The 18,346-nt window shown below is 26.6% G+C and carries 17 protein-coding genes; 4 read left to right on the top strand and 13 right to left on the bottom strand.

Annotated features, from left to right (window positions below; genetic code table 11):
• The first annotated feature begins 80 nt into the window (after nt 1-80).
• Nucleotides 81-539: a chemotaxis protein CheW gene (locus ACYQ44_RS05200; RefSeq protein ID WP_459995730.1), complete on the top strand. Its 459-nt coding sequence runs from the start codon at nt 81-83 to the stop codon at nt 537-539.
• Nucleotide 540: 1 nt separating this feature from the next.
• Here ACYQ44_RS05200 and ACYQ44_RS05205 read toward each other — a convergent pair whose 3' ends face one another.
• The 10 genes from ACYQ44_RS05205 to ACYQ44_RS05250 form a co-directional block, all read right to left on the bottom strand.
• Nucleotides 541-1,710, bottom strand: coding sequence for a TolB family protein (locus ACYQ44_RS05205; RefSeq protein ID WP_459995731.1), 1,170 nt, complete (start codon nt 1,708-1,710; stop codon nt 541-543).
• A gap of 3 nt (nt 1,711-1,713) precedes the next feature.
• Nucleotides 1,714-2,151 (bottom strand): GatB/YqeY domain-containing protein, encoded by a 438-nt coding sequence (locus ACYQ44_RS05210; protein WP_459995733.1) that lies wholly within the window; start codon nt 2,149-2,151, stop codon nt 1,714-1,716.
• Nucleotides 2,152-2,231: 80 nt separating this feature from the next.
• Nucleotides 2,232-3,221: a LacI family DNA-binding transcriptional regulator gene (locus ACYQ44_RS05215; RefSeq protein ID WP_459995735.1), complete on the bottom strand. Its 990-nt coding sequence runs from the start codon at nt 3,219-3,221 to the stop codon at nt 2,232-2,234.
• Between the two features lie 28 nt (nt 3,222-3,249).
• Entirely contained in the window at nt 3,250-4,710 is a 1,461-nt protein-coding gene (bgaS, locus tag ACYQ44_RS05220) for a beta-galactosidase BgaS (RefSeq protein ID WP_459995736.1), read from the bottom strand.
• 1 nt (nt 4,711) lies between these two features.
• Nucleotides 4,712-6,028 (bottom strand): GH1 family beta-glucosidase, encoded by a 1,317-nt coding sequence (locus tag ACYQ44_RS05225; protein WP_459995737.1) that lies wholly within the window; start codon nt 6,026-6,028, stop codon nt 4,712-4,714.
• 1 nt (nt 6,029) lies between these two features.
• On the bottom strand, nt 6,030-6,938 hold the full coding sequence (locus ACYQ44_RS05230; RefSeq protein ID WP_459995740.1) for an ABC transporter ATP-binding protein: 909 nt from the start codon (nt 6,936-6,938) through the stop codon (nt 6,030-6,032).
• On the bottom strand, nt 6,931-7,902 hold the full coding sequence (locus ACYQ44_RS05235; RefSeq protein ID WP_459995799.1) for an ABC transporter ATP-binding protein: 972 nt from the start codon (nt 7,900-7,902) through the stop codon (nt 6,931-6,933). The genes ACYQ44_RS05230 and ACYQ44_RS05235 overlap by 8 nt, the downstream gene beginning before the upstream one ends.
• 4 nt (nt 7,903-7,906) lie before the next feature.
• Entirely contained in the window at nt 7,907-8,764 is an 858-nt protein-coding gene (locus ACYQ44_RS05240) for an ABC transporter permease (protein ID WP_459995741.1), read from the bottom strand.
• 1 nt (nt 8,765) lies between these two features.
• Complete coding sequence (locus ACYQ44_RS05245; RefSeq protein ID WP_459995743.1) at nt 8,766-9,755, bottom strand: ABC transporter permease; 990 nt, start codon at nt 9,753-9,755, stop codon at nt 8,766-8,768.
• A gap of 54 nt (nt 9,756-9,809) precedes the next feature.
• A complete protein-coding gene (locus ACYQ44_RS05250; protein ID WP_459995745.1) occupies nt 9,810-11,495 on the bottom strand; it encodes an ABC transporter substrate-binding protein in 1,686 nt (561 codons plus the stop codon).
• A gap of 266 nt (nt 11,496-11,761) precedes the next feature.
• Between ACYQ44_RS05250 and ACYQ44_RS05255 the strand changes: the two genes are divergently transcribed.
• The 3 genes from ACYQ44_RS05255 to ACYQ44_RS05265 all read left to right on the top strand — a co-directional run bounded on the left by ACYQ44_RS05255 (nt 11,762) and on the right by ACYQ44_RS05265 (nt 13,791).
• A complete protein-coding gene (locus ACYQ44_RS05255; protein WP_459995746.1) occupies nt 11,762-12,403 on the top strand; it encodes a TetR/AcrR family transcriptional regulator in 642 nt (213 codons plus the stop codon).
• Nucleotides 12,404-12,484: 81 nt separating this feature from the next.
• The gene (locus ACYQ44_RS05260) at nt 12,485-13,534 is read left to right on the top strand and encodes an NAD(P)H-dependent flavin oxidoreductase (protein WP_459995801.1); all 1,050 of its coding nucleotides are present in this window, start codon (nt 12,485-12,487) and stop codon (nt 13,532-13,534) included.
• A 17-nt stretch (nt 13,535-13,551) separates the two neighbouring features.
• Nucleotides 13,552-13,791, top strand: coding sequence for an acyl carrier protein (locus ACYQ44_RS05265; RefSeq protein WP_459995748.1), 240 nt, complete (start codon nt 13,552-13,554; stop codon nt 13,789-13,791).
• Nucleotides 13,792-13,844: 53 nt separating this feature from the next.
• Here the strand turns inward: ACYQ44_RS05265 and ligA are convergent, their stop codons facing one another.
• The 3 genes from ligA to ACYQ44_RS05280 all read right to left on the bottom strand — a co-directional run bounded on the left by ligA (nt 13,845) and on the right by ACYQ44_RS05280 (nt 18,346).
• Complete coding sequence (ligA, locus tag ACYQ44_RS05270) at nt 13,845-15,845, bottom strand: NAD-dependent DNA ligase LigA (RefSeq protein ID WP_459995749.1); 2,001 nt, start codon at nt 15,843-15,845, stop codon at nt 13,845-13,847.
• Between the two features lie 81 nt (nt 15,846-15,926).
• Entirely contained in the window at nt 15,927-16,280 is a 354-nt protein-coding gene (acpS, locus tag ACYQ44_RS05275) for a holo-ACP synthase (protein ID WP_459995751.1), read from the bottom strand.
• Nucleotides 16,277-18,346, bottom strand: coding sequence for a cell division protein FtsA (locus ACYQ44_RS05280; protein WP_459995752.1), 2,070 nt, complete (start codon nt 18,344-18,346; stop codon nt 16,277-16,279). The genes acpS and ACYQ44_RS05280 overlap by 4 nt, the downstream gene beginning before the upstream one ends.

The following is an 18,346-nucleotide window of genomic DNA, read 5'->3' on the forward strand; positions in this document are numbered from 1 at the left end:
CAATAATTTTATTTATTTTGTGAGTTTTAAAATAAAACTAATTATGATATAATATAATAAAAGCAAAAGGAGGGGAAAACATGTCTATTGAATTAAAAGCTGTTAGTTTTAGGATTGAAGATGAAAGATTCGCAATAGATATCAATCATGTTGATACAGTGATAGAATACCAAAAGACAACAAAAATTCCAGAAGCTTCAGATTTTATTGAAGGTATTGTTAATTTTAGAGATGGTGTATTGCCTATTATTAATTTAAGAGTAAAGTTTAAATATCCGCAATTTGAAGATATTAATAAAGCTAAAATTTTAGTTGTTAAAATTGGAGAAAAGAAGTTTGGGCTTATAGTTGATGAAGTTAAAGAAGTTATAAACGTAAAACAAGAACAATTAGAAGAAGCACCAGATGTAGGAGGTACACAAGCAGAATATATTAGTGGAATTATTAAAATGGATGATGGTATGATTTTTTTAATAGATGTAGAAAAAATATTAAGCGCAAAAGAGAAAATTGAATTAGAAAAAGTTATAAAAAAATAATTTAAGGGAGTCTGATAACAAATATATCAGGCTCTCCGTTTTTATAATATAATGAAAAAAATACCATATTACTATAAACAAAAGGATAAAATGCATCATCAGAAAAATCCAATGATAAGGGATTTTCTTCTTTCGTTTCTAAATTATATAATGTTATTCTATAATAACCATTTTTTAATTTAGAATATGCAACGTAATTTTTAAATCCAAAAGGATCAACTTCATTTAATTCTGAATTTATTATCGGAACTATTTCGTTATCTTTAAACATAGATATATCATTTTGGCCGTTTTTAGGATTAATAATTTGAAATATTATATTATTTTTCAACAATGTAGGTCTAAATTTAAATGTATTTTTTAATGAAGTGATTTTTTCAATTTTTTCATTTTTTATATTATATTTATAAATTTCAGTCCAGCTTTCACCGTTTCTTTCTTCGGCAGAAAAATAAATATAATTATTATAATAATATGGAGTATAAGCATTATAAGAATCATCCGATACTCTTTTTATTTTTTCTTTTTCTGGATCATATATTAATACATCCCATTTTCCATAAAATGAACTTTGAAAAATATAAGATCCATCTTCTGTTATATTTGGAAAATATTCAGAAGAAAATTTTAAAGGTATGTTTATATATTTATTTTTTTCTAAATCATATCCCCAAATATCTCTATTTCCGTCATATCTGTCAGAGATAAATATAAATTTCTTTCTATCAGAAGAAAGGTATGGATATTCATCGATACCATCCCAATACGTTAATTGTAAAAAATTCCATGTTTGACTATTAAAAAGCCTTATAAATGATATTTTTTCAAGAACTTGTGTAGTAAATTTGTTTACCCAATCGCTATTATCCTTAATCTTTTCAGATAAGTCTAATTTTGTTCCATCAAAGGTAGCTAAAATTCTAATACTATTTTTAGAAGAATCTTCAGAAAATTCTAATTTTAAACCAAATTTGAAATTATTATCTAATTTATCATTATTTCTATAAACGTTATAAGAATATAAAAGTTTAGACTCAAATTCATTAACTATATTCTCGACAATCCATGAATTTGAGTTTTCAATTAATAAAATATTTTCTTTTTGAATTTTAATTTGTGAAAAATTCATTATAACAAAAATTAAAAATATAAATATAAACAATTTTTTCATATCTTATCCCAACAATTTTTTTACAATAGCATTTACTCTATTTCCATCAACGCTTCCTTTTAATTCCTTCATAGCTTTTCCCATAACCTGACCAAATTTTGCATTTTCGCCCAATTCTGCTATAATTCTTTTTATTATTTTTTCTAAATCTTCATCAGACATTTCAAGAGGTAAATACTCCTTTAATATATTTAATTCATATTTTTCCTCTTCAACTAGATCAGTTCTTCCTGCAGCTTCATACTGAGAGATTGAATCTTGTCTCATTTTTATTTGTTTTCTAATTAAAGAAATAATTTCATCACCTTTCAATTCTCTTTGTTTTTCTACCTCATTTTTTTTAATTTCCGCTTTTAATAACTTAATTGCATTTAATGCCTTTGTATTTTTTTCTTTCATGTATTTTTTAAGATCATCTGTTAATTTTAGTTTTAATTCCATAAAATCACTCCTTTCATTCTTATTATATCATATGAAAATTAAAGTTTAATGAAAAACAAATAAACTGACTCGAGATGGAGTCAGTTTATTTGTTTAACGCTATTTCGTTCAATAATTTCAGTTGGTAATAATATTTTTCTTTTTACTTTGCTGCCTTTTCCTGTGATTCTATCTATAATTAGTTGAGCAGCTATTTTTCCCATATCGTCTCTAGGTTGTCTTATTGTCGTTAAGGATGGATAAAGGTATTTTGAATATTTATCATCATCAAATCCTAAAATTGAAATATCTTCAGGTATTACATATCCTGATTCATAAATAGCTTTCATACCACCTAAAGCCATTTGGTCATTTGAAAAAAATATAGCTGTAAAATCTTTTTTGTTTCTTATTAGGTATTCTTTAACAGGTTTATAACCTCCATCAAATTCAAAATTTGATTCTAAAATTTTTAAATTTATGTTATATTTTTTTGAGAAATCAAGTACAGCTTTTTTTCTAATTCTAGCTGAGTAAATTTCTTTATCTCCTTGAACAAATAAAATATTTTTATGTCCTTTTTTAAAAAGATATTTTATACCCATATATGAAGAATGATAATTATCAATTCCAACGGTATCTACTTTGATTTCACTTTCCATTCTATCAACAGCCACAACAGGAATAGCCGATTTTACAAGTTTTTCAATATGTGCATCATCATTTTTTGTAGTGCATACAATTACGCCGTCAGCTCTTCTTGAAAAAAATTGTTCTAGTATTTCAATTTCTTTGTTTAATAATTGATATGTAGATGTTACAAAACTATCATAACCATATTTGGTTAATTCTGATGCAATTGCTTCGGAAATTATATTATAATGATTACCCCACAAATTGGGAACTAATATACCCACTAAATAATGCAATTTTCTTTTTTCAATTTGAGGTAGTTGGTAATGATATTCTTTTAAAGCTTTTAAAACTTTATTTCGTGTTTTTTCTGAAACGTTATCATAACCATTTATAACTCTAGATATAGTGGAAATTGAAACTCCGATTTTTTTAGAAATTTCTCTAAGCGATGGCATGACAACCACCTCCATTGTTTTTAATTTATTATTCTAAATTAAAAGGATAAAACATGTAATTTTTTAAATAATCAGGTATTCCTCTATTTTTTATAATATCATTATATACAAAAAAAGCAGGTCTTAAAGTTCTTTTTTTCGTTTTAAAATCTATATGTATTAAACCAAAGCGTTTAGAAAAACCTTTTGGCCATTCATAATTATCAATAATTGACCAATACATATATCCTTTAACATTTGCTCCTAAGTTTATAGCTTCATTGATTTTCATTAAATGTGAAACAATAAAATACGGTTGTATGTCTCCATTGCTTGCTACACCATTTTCAGTTATAATCATGAGTGGATTATTATAACGTTCTTTGATTTCCAGTATAATTTTTTTAATACCTTCAGGGTAAACTTCCCATTCCATATCTGTAACAGGTTTTCCTGACTTGGAAATTTTACCATTGCATGAATACCCATATCCTTCAACAACTGTCCATGTATTATCAATTTCTTTTACAACTGTCCTAGTATAATAATTTATACCAATGAAATCAAATTTTTCTTTCATATCTTCTCTGAATTTTACTTTACCATTTAAATCAAAATCGATTTCTCCTTTTATAACCATATCTGTAAAGTGATAATTGTTAAAAAACTTAGCTTTTTCTACAATACTTTCATCTTCTTGCCGCTCTGGATCAACCCATGTGAACGAATATATAAATCCTATAGGTTTATCGGTAAATTTTTTCATTATATCATAAGCTCTACAATGTGCTTCAGCTTGTTTTTTTTGAGCTAATTTATAATATTTTTCGTTAATTATTGACGGAGGGAATCCAGATAATGGTTGCAGATATCCTAACGATGATACTATTTGTGGCTCATTCATAGTTGACCAATAGTCTACTAAATTATTTAATTCATATGCTAAGAAAGCTGCATATTTAGAAAACTCAATTATAGTATTTTTATCTATCCAACCCCAAGGTCCTTTGTGATATATATTTACATTTATAGGATCATGAATCCAAAGAGGTAATGAAAAATGATTTAGATCAATCATAACCCTAATACCTTTTTCTTTTAAGTCGGAAATAATATTTTTATAATGATTAAGGGCATTAATGTTAGCTATTTTTTTAAGTTCTTTAATAGTATTTAAAGATATATCTATATTTATTATATCCCCATTTTTTTCTAAATAATCGACATTAACATTAAAAGTAGAAGATGGGAAAATTCTAGACCATTCAATTCCAATTCTTACTATATCCAATCCTAGTTTTTTCATATATTCATTATCTGTTCTATATAATTCCCAATAATTTGATCCGTTTTCTGGGAAATCTCCGCTTACCAAACCAGCATTTAAAATTCTTTTATCATGGGTCCATTTAAACCAATCAGTATTGCTGTCAATATTTTTTCCCCCCATTTCAAATTGGAAGCCAGACATAGAAATTCCAAATAGAAAATCTTTATTAAATCTGATCATTTTATTCCTCCTCTAATAAAAAGTTTTTATACCATATAGCACTATCTTTTAAATATCTTTTTTGTGTAATATAATCAATATATACTATACCGAATCTTTTTGAATACCCAAATGACCATTCAAAATTATCCATTAAAGACCATACAAAATATCCTCTTAAATCTACGCCATCGTTTATAGCTTCTAAAGCTTTTTCAAAATGATCATTTAAATATTTTATTCTATATTTATCATTAACACGTCCATTTTTTAATTTATCAGGGCCAGCCATGCCATTTTCTGTTACATATAAAGGCAATTTATATTTTTCATTAAACTTAATTAACATATCATATAAACCTTGAGGATATATTTCCCAACCCATATCTGTTTTTTCGAGAGTTCCTTCAACGTGTTTAAATTTCAAAGGATGATTTTCATCATAAGCTATTAAATTTCTTGAATAATAATTTACACCTAGAAAATCTATTTTTTGAGAAATTATATCGAAATCATTCTCTGGAATATTGATATTCATATTTTTTAAAGCAATAACAGCCTCTTCTGGATATTTGCCAAAAATAATAGGATCATGATACCATCCATTAATAAATTGATCAACCAATTTTGATGCATTTATATCTTTTGGGTTATTGGTAGCTGATTCTACTTTAGAAACAACATTTGTAATACCTATTTTACCATTTTTTATTAAATCTCTAAATGCAATAACCGCTTTACCATGAGATCTTAGCAGATTATGTGCTACATAAAATGATTCTTGGAAACTTTTATGTCCTGGAGCATGTTCCCCTGTAAAGTATCCCAAAAAAGCTGAGCACCATGGTTCATTTAAAGTGATCCAATTTTTAACTCTATCCCCTAATTTCATAAACATAAGTGAGGCATAATCTTGGAAATAATTAGCAATATCAGGATTTAACCATCCATTTTTTTCTTTATATAAATAGAGAGGTAAATCCCAATGATACAATGTAATAAATGGGGTAATTCTATTTTCTAAAAGTTTATCTACTAATTTTTGATAAAAATCAATTCCTTTTTTATTAGGTTTAATACCATCTTCCATAACTCTTGGCCAGGATATAGAAAATCTATATGCATTTATTCCTAAATTTTTCATTATCTCAATATCTTCTTCATATCTATTATAATGATCGCAAGCAATATCCCCATTATCATTATTTAATACTTTTCCGGGAGTGTGTGAAAAATCATCCCATATTGATAAACTTCTATCGTTTTTTCCACCTTCTATTTGATAAGCAGCTGTGGCAACACCAAATAAGAAATTTTTAGGAAAATCTTTTCTTTTCATATTATTCCCTCACTTTCACAAAATGATTTTTTTCTACCTCAATGTACTCTTTTTTACTGTTTTTATTCTGAAAATAATATTTTTTTACTTCTATTTCAACTGTTTCAGGTACAAAATTATCTTCTTTTGACCATTTTTCATCAATTTTTGGAATAGAATTTAAAAGCATTTTTGTATATGGATGTTGAGGATTATTATAAACTTTTTCTGTATCTCCCTTTTCAACAATATTTCCCTTATACATTATTAACGTTTTATCGCTTAAGTAATAACCCAAAGATAAATCATGTGTAATAAAAACTATTGACATTTTCGTTTCCTTTCTAATATCTGATAGTAAGTTTAAAACATCAATTCTTGTTGATGCATCTAACATACTTATCAATTCATCTGCAACTAATATTTTTACTTTCATTAATAATGCTCTTGCTATAAGTAATCTTTGTAATTGACCGCCACTTAATTGATGAGGGTATTTACCTAAAATGTTTTTGGGATTCATTCCAACTTGAAAAATAACTTTTTCTATTTTTTCAATTCTGTTTTTTTCATTTGGGAAAAATTCATTAAATATAATATTAAAAACTCTATCAACTTTAAATAATGTATTAAAAGAAGAAAACGGATCTTGAAATATAGATTGAACATTTTTATAATATTCTTTATTATTTTTCAATTCCCAAATGTTTTGTCCTTCTAAAAAAATATTTCCGTCTGTTGGTTTTATCAATTTTAAAATCATTTTTCCAACTGTGGTTTTTCCACTGCCGCTTTCCCCAATTAAAGAGATAATTTCACCTTTTTTTATATCAAAAGAAACATTATTTACAGCTTTAAACTTCTTTTTACCAAAAAAGTCTGTATCAAATTCTTTTGTTATATTTTTTAATGACATATATATATTACTCATTTTCATCACCTACATTCCAACAAGATACAATATGTCCATTATTATAATTTTTAATAGGCGGATTTGATAAACATTTTTCATTAGCAATAGGACATCTAAATCTAAACCTACAACCATCTTCAATATTTAAAAGGTTTGGTGGTGCTCCATTAATACTTTTTAATTTTTTTTCTGTGATTCTAACATCTTTTTTGGGGATAGAGTTTATAAGAGCTTTTGTATAAGGATGTTTTGGGTTATTTAATATATCTTCAGTTTTACCTATTTCAGCAATTTTTCCAGCGTACATAACCATTATTCTATCAGCAATTTGGTTTAGTACACCAATATCATGAGTTATAAACATCATTGATTTTATAATTCTCATATCTCTAAATTTCAAAAGTGTATCGCAAACGAATCTTTGAGAACTAACGTCTAATGCGGATGTTACTTCATCAGCTATTAGTAAATCCGGATCTAGCAAAGTGGAAATTACCATAATAACTCTTTGTTTCATTCCACCAGATAATTCTACAGAAAATTTTTCAATAACATTTGGATCTAAATTAACTAATTCCATTCTTTTTTTTACTTTATTAAAAAATTTATCATTAGGTGTAATACCATGTTCTTTCACTAAATCTGATATAAAGGTTTTAATTTTTTTAGTGGGACTAAAAGCATCCATAGCATATTGGGGTATTATTGAGATGTTTTTATATCTTATATTATTCATTTGCTTTTTTGATAAATTCATTATATTAGTGCCATTTAGATTAGCCTCTCCAGAAATATAATTCATAGGTGGTTTTCGTAAAATTAAACTATTACCTAATGTACTTTTTCCACAACCAGATTCACCAGCAATACCTAAAATTTCACCCTCATATATAGAAAAACTTATATCATCTAAAGATTTTACAAAACCTTTTAAGGTTCTATAATATATTTTTAGATTTTTTACGCTTAAAATTTCATTCATCATATCACATCTCCCGTAACTTAGGGTTGAATACTTCGTCTAAGCCAGTATTAATAAAATATAGTGAAGTTACTAAAAGAGTTATTAATAATCCAGGAATAATTGCCCACCACCACATTCCTAGTTGAACAGCATTCCAATCTCTTGCTATTTGCATAATTAGTCCTAATGAAATTCCTTTTGTTGGGCCAAGTCCAATAAAATCTAAAGTTACAGCTGATAATACAGCGCCACCAAATTGTAGTATATAAACCATAAAAATATAGGAAAACATATTAGAAGCAATATCTTCTATTATAATTTTTTTTGTTGGTAAAGAGGAAATTCTCGAAAGATTTACAAATTCTTTGTTTTTTATTGACATTGTTAAAGATCTAACTGCTCTTGCACTCCAAGGCCAATTAGTTAATCCAATTATAATACTTTCAAAAACCATACCTCTAAAAGATAAATATGCAGAGATAATTATCAATACAGCTAAAGTAGGAATAACTAACATTATATTTGTTATCATCATTAAACCTTCATCTATCCATTTTCCTTTGTATCCTGATAAAAAACCGATGAATAATCCTATTAAAGTAGCTAATGTTCCACCAAAAAAACCCACAAAATAAGAACTTCTTAAACCATAAACAATTTGAGTAAAAAGATCTTGACCAAAAATATTTGTTCCCAACCAAAAATCTTTATTTGGTGGCATATAACCTGGTCCTGCATATTCTAAAGGATTATATTTTGAAAAATAAGGACCTATTATACCTAGTAGAAGAAGTATAAGAAACATTGTAATTCCAAATACCACTTTTTTATTTCGTAGAGAGAAATATAAAAATTCATTATTTTTTATATTAAACTTCATGTCAAACACCCTCCGTATAAGAAAATCTTATTCTTGGATCAACAAAAACATATATAATATCTACAATGAAATTTCCTAACAAAACCATTATTACAATAACAAGAAATATTCCTTGAATTAAGAAATAATCTTGATTTTGTATAGCTTGAAGTAATAAAAAACCTAAACCTGGATATGAAAATACGCTTTGCGTAGTTAATGATCCCAAAATAATTGTACCTAATTGTAAAGCTAATCCTGTTATTTGTGGTAAAATAGCATTTCTATAAGCATATTTTCTTATTAATTTATCAGAAGCACCCAATGCCTCCATATATTTAGAATAATTAGATCCCATTTCATAAATTATCATATTCCTCATACCAATTGCCCATCCGCCGAGCATTACAAGAAACAAAGAAATAAAGGGTAAAGCTAAATGATATAAAAAATCTAAAATAAATGTTATGGAAAACGAAGGTGTCATCGTATAACTATATGCACCTGAAAGAGGGAAAATAGGTATCACAAAACCTAGAAACCATGCCATTAGCATGGCCATCCAAAAATATGGAGAAGAAGTTAAGAAAAAGAAAACAGGAATAATGGAATTGTCTGTTTTTTTGTTTATGGCCGCTAAAGCACCTAATTTATTTCCCACAAGCCAACTTAATAATATAGCTGGTACAAGCAATACAATATCATATATTATTGATCCTTTAATAATATCAACAACTTTTTTTGGGTATAAAAAAACGCTTACTCCTAGATCACCTTTGAATAGAGAAATCCAAAAATTTATATATTGTTTCCATAAAGGCTGATCTAATCCAAAAGCTTGAATGAAATAAGTATTTAATTTTTCTGTTGTTTCAGGAAGACCTGCAAATCTTGATAATAATAAAGAAACAGGATTTCCAGGCATAAATCTTGGAATAGCCCAGTCTATAGAAACTGCTACAAAGAAGGTTATTAAATAAATTAAAATTTTCTTTCTTAAATATTTACCCATATCAAACCTCCTGTTTAATTATAAGCTCCAACTCATTTGAGTTGGAGCTGAAATTTATTTAACTGGTTTTAAATTTAATAGCATCATGTTTCCACCAATCTGCCATCTTCCTCCCCATAAAGCAGGCCATGCATAAGGATTATTTTCATCAGGGTAATTTGTCCAGTATCTTTCACTTGCTTGAAACCACATTCCATTATACCAAAGCGGTATAACAGGCATTTCTTCTAAAAATATTCTTTCAATTTTTGAAGCTATATCTTTTGCTTTTGTTTCGTCTTTAGTTTTGTTAAATTCGTTAACTAAATCAAATAATTCTTGATTTTTATATCTTCCCCAATTTCCACCATATTCTTTCTCATTATTTACTTGTGTTGATTCAAATAACCAATTAAAATATGTCCAAGGTGTTGAAGATACATTGCTATTAAAATTATTTATCAACATATCAAAATTAGCTGAATACATATCTTCTGAATATTTTCCGTAATCTGGGAATTTAGGTTCTGCTTTAATTCCGACTTTTTCTAAATCAGCTGATATGATTTTAATAGATTCCATCCAATCAGTCCAACCAAAAGGTACAATAATAGTTAAATCATTTTTTTTACCATCAGGACCTTCTCTATAACCATCGTTGTCAATGTCTTTATAACCTGCTTCATCTAAAATTTTGTTTGCCATAGCAGGACTATAGCTAAAGCCATATTTTTTAACTAAATCTTCATCATAATATTTCGTCCATGAATTAATTGGTAAAAATCCTAAAGAATTTGCTGGTTCTACTTGAAATTCAAAAACTCTTCTAATAATTGGAGATACATTAATAGAGTAAGCTACTGCTTTTCTGAAATTTGGATCATTCATAGGTTTTTTTGTTGTGTTTAAAAAGAGAAGAGCGGTGTTATCAGATAACATATAAGGGGCTTTTTCAAACCATGTTTTTATACCATAAATATTTTTTACAGACGGGACACCAGGTAAGAAGAAATTACTTACATCTAATTCACCTTTCATAAGCATTCCTAAAGCAACATTATTAGAAAATATTTTTAATTCGATTAAATATTTTGGTGCTGGTAAACCAAATATATCTTTTCCCCACCAATTATCATTTCTTTTAAAAATCATTCTATCATCCGTTTTATCATAGGCTAAATACATTCCAGAGCCAATTGGATTTTCGTTAGCTAAGGATACAACGTCATTTATAGGATATTTACTCCAAATATGTTTTGGTATAATTGATATCTGATATAATTGGAAATCCCATTCATGATATCTAGGATCAGAAAATTCAAAAACCAATTCATTATTACTAATTTTTTTTATTTTATCCATCCAATTCCATAAAGATGAATAGGTAATGCCAGTATTCATTTTTGCAATTTCAAAAGTAAAAATAACATCATCTGCAGTTAATGGTTTTCCATCGGTCCAAGTTAAATTTTCTCTTAATTTTAAATAATAATGATTATCATCTTTCCAATAACCTTTTTCAGCCAACCATGGAATAAACTCATTATTTAATGGATCATAAGCAAATAATGTTTCATAAACACCACCAACTGTTCCAGGAACAGCAGCCCATGGTGTTAAAGGATTCCAGTTTGAAGGAGCATTCCATAGCCCACCCCCAAAAAAGAATGATTCCTCACGTTTAAAAGTTTCACTAAACAAAGAGATTGATAAAATAACCAAAACAAAAATAATAAAATACTTTTTCCAAAAAGATTTCATAATTCACCCTCCTCTTTAAAATTTTCGGTAATAAAATATTATCATGAAAACTGTTTCATGAAAAATAACCAAAGTGTTCCAGTTTTTGTTTCAAAAGGAAATATTCATCATTAACGATAAAAATCTTTTCTTTTTTTATAATGTTAATAAGATAAAAACAACTTATTTACAATAACTTATATTTTAATTTTCTTATTGACAAAAAAATAAAAAAATGCTATAATCTAAAAGAAAAAAATGACCAATGGTCAATAAAGGGGTTTTTTATGTCTAATGAAGAGCATAATAAAGAAAAAGTTCTAAAAAAGAAAATGAAAATAAAGAATGTTGCAAAAAAAATATTTTTTGAAAAAGGGTATGAAAATACATCAATGAATGAGATTGCCAAAAAATCTAAAGTGGCAAAAGGTACTCTTTACTTATATTTTTCCAGTAAAAAGGATTTGTTTTTTTCTTTAGTATTAGATGGTCTTAATATTTTAGAAAATTTAATAAAAGCTAATATAAAATATTCAAAAACCGGATTGGATAAAGTTTTGGATATGGGAAGAGTGTATATTAAATTTTATAGAGAATATCCAGAATATTATAGTTTCATTATCAAATATGAAACAGAAAAAGCTGATTTAGATGCTGAAGAACCCACTGTTATAAATTCTTATGAAAAGAGTGAAAAAATATTTGATATTTTAAAATTATTAATTTTAAAGGGAATTAATGATGGTTCTATTAGAAATGATATGGATATAGACAAAATGGCAATGTTATTGTGGCTACAAACTATTGGTGTTGTTCAGCAATTTGAGCTAAGAAAAAAATTATATGAAAATTGGGATGAGGATTTTCCTGCCTCAGAAATTTTAGATTTTTATATTGAATTTATGGAAAAAAGTTTGAAAAATCAATAAAATCAATAAATTTTTTCAAACTTTATTTTTTTAACTATTAATGACCGATGGTCATTTTTTTAAAATAGTGAGGTGATAGGTATTTTTAAAAAATTAAAGATAGGAAATTTAATTGCTAAATATCCAATTGTTCAAGGAGGTATGGCAGTTGGTATTTCATTAGACGGATTAGCTTCTGCTGTAGCTAATAGCGGAGGAATAGGCGTTATTGGAACAGCAGGGATAGGTTTTTTCTCAAATATAAAAAATTATAAAACAGCTAGTATTGAAAGTCTTAGACAATATATAAGAAGCGCTAGAAAAAAAACAAAAGGTATAATTGGTGTAAACATAATGGTGGCTCTTACTAATTATGCAGATATGGTTAAAACAGCTATTGATGAAGGTATAGATATAATTTTTTCAGGAGCGGGGTTACCATTAAATTTACCTTCTTTTATTACTGAAAATAGTAAGACAAAACTAGTTCCTATTATTTCATCACTTAAAGCTGCTCAAATAATAGTAAAAAGATGGTTTACAAAATATAATTATATACCTGATGCTTTTGTATTAGAAGGACCATTAGCTGGAGGGCATTTAGGTTATAAAAAAGATGAAATTTATTCAACAAATAGAAAATTAGAAATCAATATTCCTATAATAAAAGAATATTTATTAGAAGTAGAAAATAAATATGGAAAAAAAATCCAACTTATAGCTGGTGGTGGATTATATTCAAAAAACGATGTAAATAAAATGTTAGAACTTGGAGCAGATGGAGTTCAATTAGGTACAAGATTTATAGCTACGGAAGAGTGTGACGCTGATATAAATTTTAAAAATGCAATTATTAATGCTAGAGATAAGGATATTACTATAATAAAAAGTCCTGTAGGTTTACCAGGAAGAGCAATAAAAAATAAATTTATAGAATCAGTAGAAAAAGGTGAAAAAAAGCCATTCGAATGTAAATATCATTGTATTAAAACTTGTGATTTTAAGAATGCACCTTATTGTATAGCAAAAGCATTATATAGTGCAGCTATTGGTGATATAGAAAATGGATTTGTATTTTGTGGAGGAGCAGTATCTAAGATAAATAAAATTCAAAAAGTAGAAGATATAATAAAAGAATTATTTGAAAACTAAGCTAAGGAGGTATTTATATGGAGAAAAAAGAATTATTTGAAAAAGTGGTAGAAATCATGTCTGAAAGCTTAAGTGTGGAAAAAGAAAAAATTACTGAAAATGCTAGTTTGACAGATGATTTAGATTTAGATTCATTGGAATTAGTGGATTTAACAATGGACTTTGAGAATGAATTAGGAATATCAATCGATGATTCTGAGTTAGAAAAAATCAAAACAGTTGGTGATATTGTAGAAGTGTTATCCAGCAAGAAATAACACACCTATTTATACCCTCTTTTTGGAATAGGAAGAACGCTTCTGCGTTCTTCCTATTGTGCTTTATATATATTAAAAAATTCTTCTTCAGTTAAAATTTTAATATTAAACTTTTTTGCTTTTTCTAATTTACTACCTGGATTTTTCCCAACAACTAGTAAATCAAGTTTTTTTGTTACAGAATCTTTAAAAGTTCCGCCGTTATTTTCAATAAATTCTTTAAACTGTCCTCTAGTCATTTTTTCAAGTTCTCCTGTAACGCATATAAGCATATTTTTAAATATACCATCTTTTTCATTAGAATGATAAGTTAAAGCAATACCTAGTTCTTTTAGTTCATTTATGATTTTTTTAACCTTTTCATTTTTAAAAAAATCATAAATTTGTTGGGCAATATCAGAGCCAATACCATCAATTGCAATCAATTCATCATATTCAGCATTTATCAAACTATTTATATTTTTAAATTTTTTTGCTAAATCTTTTGCTATCTTTTTACCAACATTAGGAATACCTAAAGCGTATAATACTTTATCCAATCCTCGTTTTTTAGAGTTTTCTATTTGTTGTAATATTTTACTTATCATTTTTGGTCCAATACCGTGACCAAGAGATGCAAGTTTGAAATGGTCTAGTTTGTATAAATCAGATATCTTTTCTATTAATCTTGCTTCTACAATTCTATCGATTAGTTTTGGTCCTAACCCTTGTATATTCATAGCATCTCTTGACACCCAAACTTCTAAATTTCTTTTTAATTTTGCTTTACATAATGGATTTAAACATCTAATTGCAACTTCATTAGGGTTAAGTTTTCCAACTTTTCCACCACAAACAGGACATATGTCAGGTTCTTTTATTATTATTTCTTTACCATTTCTCTTTTCAAATAATACAGTAACTACTTGAGGAATAATTCCTCCAGCTTTTTCTATTTTTACATAATCATTGATTCTAATATCTCTTTCTTTAACATATTCAAAATTATGCAAGCTAGCTCTCTGAACAGTAGAACCTTCTAAGAATACAGGCTCAAAAACTGCCACAGGAGTAATTATACCAGTACTTCCAACTTGTAATATAATATCCTTAATTTTTGTAATTGCTTGTTCAGCGGGAAACTTAAAAGCAATAGCCCATCTTGGAGAACGAGCAGTATTACCTAATCTTAATTGTTCTTCAAATGAATTTACCTTTATTACAGTTCCATCAATATCATAATCTAACTCTTTTTTATGCTCTATCCAATATTTCCAATATTCTATTACTTCGTTAATATTTTGAGCTAGTTTTGTATGAGTATTTATTTTAAATCCAAGTTTTCTTAAATATTCCAAGGCATCGTTCTGAGTTTTTAAATTATAATTTTCAGGATGAAGTATATAATACATAAAAGAATCCAAATGTCTTTTTGAAACTTCTCTTGTATCAAGAGATTTTATAGTACCTGCAGTAGCATTTCTTGGATTTGCGAATACTGGTAAACCATCTTCTTCCCTATTTTTATTAATTCTAAGGAATTCTTTTTTAGGCATGAATATTTCTCCACGAACTTCAATATCAATGTTTTCATTTAATCTTAAAGGAATACTTCTAATAGTTTTTACATTTTCTGTTACATCATCTCCTGTAATACCGTTTCCTCTGGTAATAGCTTGAGATAGTATCCCGTTTTTATATCTTAAAGAAATAGAAATACCATCAATTTTCAATTCACAATTATATTTAATATTTTCTTTATTTAAAATTTTTTTAATTCTTTCATGAAATTCTAAAATATCTTGTTCGTTATATGTATTGTCTAAGCTTAGCATTGGAATTGTATGTTCAACGGTCTTGAATTCAGAAATAATATATCCTCCAACTCTATAGCTTGGAGAATCAGGCGTTTTTAATTCTGGATATTTTTTTTCTAACTTTATAAGTTTATTAAATAATTTATCATAATCAGCATCTGATATTAAAGGATTATTTAATACATAATAATAATAATTATATTTTTCAATAGATTTTTTTAACTCTTCATATTCTTTTTTTATATTTTCTGGAACCATGGTTTCCTCCTATTTACTAATTTTCTTCTATAATATTTACGCTTTTAGTTTTTTTAATAACACTTCAAAGTACATATTTAATTATACCTCTTCAATTATAGAAATAGAAACAGCATAATTTTTTTCATGAGATATAGAAATATGAATGATGTAATTCCCAAATCTATTCTTTAAATAATCCAAAGAATTTTTATCCAAATAGGGTTTTCCTTTTTCATCATTAAGAATACTTATTTTTTTATATGGAATAAATTTTCCGAAAGCTTTAATTAAAGCCTCTTTCACTGAAAATCTTCCAGCTATAAATTCTTTTTTTCTATTTTCTCCATTGAATTTATTTAATAATTCTACTTCTTTTTCACTTAAAATTTTTCTTTCTATACCTGATGAAATTCTTTTTATTTCAACAATATCAATTCCAATACCTTTAATCATTCAAACTCCATCCTTATTATATCGCCATTATTTATCTTTTCATTAAAACTATAAATTTCCTTTTCATTTATATATATCCTATATTTGGTAAAATTTGATATATCAAAATCAATGTGTAAAAATAAATCTAATAATCTGATATCTTTTTCAACCTTTTCAACTTTTAAATGCATATCATTATATACTTTACTATTTATATCAATTTTATTATTTTTATCCTTTATAACTATTTCTTCAACTGGAATAGTAATATTTTCTCCATTTAAAGATACTGTAATAAATTTTTCTGGTTTTAATTGGATAAAGTCTTTTATTATTGGGGTTTCTAAAATTTTAGTATTTAAAATATCTCCATCGTGAAGTTCATCGTAGTCATTTAATATTTCCCCATCTCTAATGAGAATTTTTCCCACAGGAATTTCGTAAAAATTGTTATTAATTGAAAATTTTACAATAGTATTTTCTAATTTAATGTTTTTTACAAAAGGATTTTTAGTATATATTTTATCTCCATCTTGTAATTCTTCATTTAAAGTAGATTCTAAATCATTTTTTATAATTCTGGGGTAAATTTTATACAATTTGCCATCAATAAAAATATTATAAGGTTTAATTAGTTCTTTAAGATATACTTTTTTAATTTTTCCATCTTCAGGAGAACCAACTTCTATAATATCTCCAGGTTTTATTGGAGAATTTAATTTTGATTTTATTCCATTAATTTTAATTAAAGCTTCTTTCCCTTTTTCACCAGGAATAAATTTTAATTCGTCATTTAATTCATAAGATAATGCTGGAGCAGGTTTTCCAACCAGATCATTTATTGAAAAACCAGCTTGTAATAATACTTGAAGAACAGAAATATTTCCACCAACTAACATCATATTTATTGGTGTATCATTAACTAAAACACGTGCGAAAACATTTCCTTCATTTTTATGTGCAACATAAGCTATTCCAATAGGCGTAATAAATTCGCTACCTTCAATAGTCAAATTTTTGCTTTCAAATTTAACATAATCAACATTTTTAATATCTTTTAAAGTAATTCGATTTCTGGAAAGTTTTAATTTTAAAGATAATTTATCTATGAAATTAGGAACCTTCCCTCCTCCGCCAACAACCATAACAGCTATTGGAGGTTTTCCATTTAATTCAATTATTTTTTCAGCTATTTTTTTAGTTATTTCGTCAATTATAGGATCGATTATTTTTAATATTTCTTCTTTTGTTATTTCGTGTTCAAAATCCAGGATATCTTTATATTTCAAAATATCAGTATTTTCATTATTAAGACTTCTTTTTAAACGTTCTGCTGTTTTAAAATCTACTAATAATTCTTTTGAAATAGCTTCAGAAATTTCATCGCCAGCCATCGGAACCATACCATAACCTATAATAGTACCGTCTTTTGAAATAGCGATATCGCTTGTACCAGCTCCTACATCAACCATAGCTATATTTAATGTTCTTAAATCTTCTGGAACTATTAAATTCATTGCTGCAATTGGTTCTAAAGTGATGTGAACTGGTTCTAGGTTATTTAATTCTAAAACAGCTAGCATAGCATCTACAACATTTTTTGGTAAAAAAGCAGCAATAACTTTCACTTTAGCAATATTACCTTTTTGACCTTCAAGTTTTTTTATCCATTCTCCATCTATTTCATAATAAAGTACGGAATATCCTACACAATAAAAATTTTTGTTTATGTCTAAGTTTTCTACAGCATTTTTAACTGCTTCTAATTCGAGCTCTTTAACTATATTTTGATCAATATAGTTATATTCTGATACATTTTTTTCATATTCACCAATAGTCGTTTCTAAAAATCTACCAGCTAAAGCAACAGCAACATTTTTAATGTTACTATTTCTTTCTTTTAATTGTTCAATTACTTTGTTAACTCCTTTTGAGACTTTAGTGACATCATGAATTTGACCATCAAGCATAGCTCTATCTTCATGTTCTTTTATTGCAATGTCTTTTATTATTATTTCAGAATTTTCATTCATTTCAGAAATTACACCTACAATAAATCTTGTACCTATATCTAATGAAAACAT

It is taken from the genome of Marinitoga arctica (assembly GCF_054657315.1).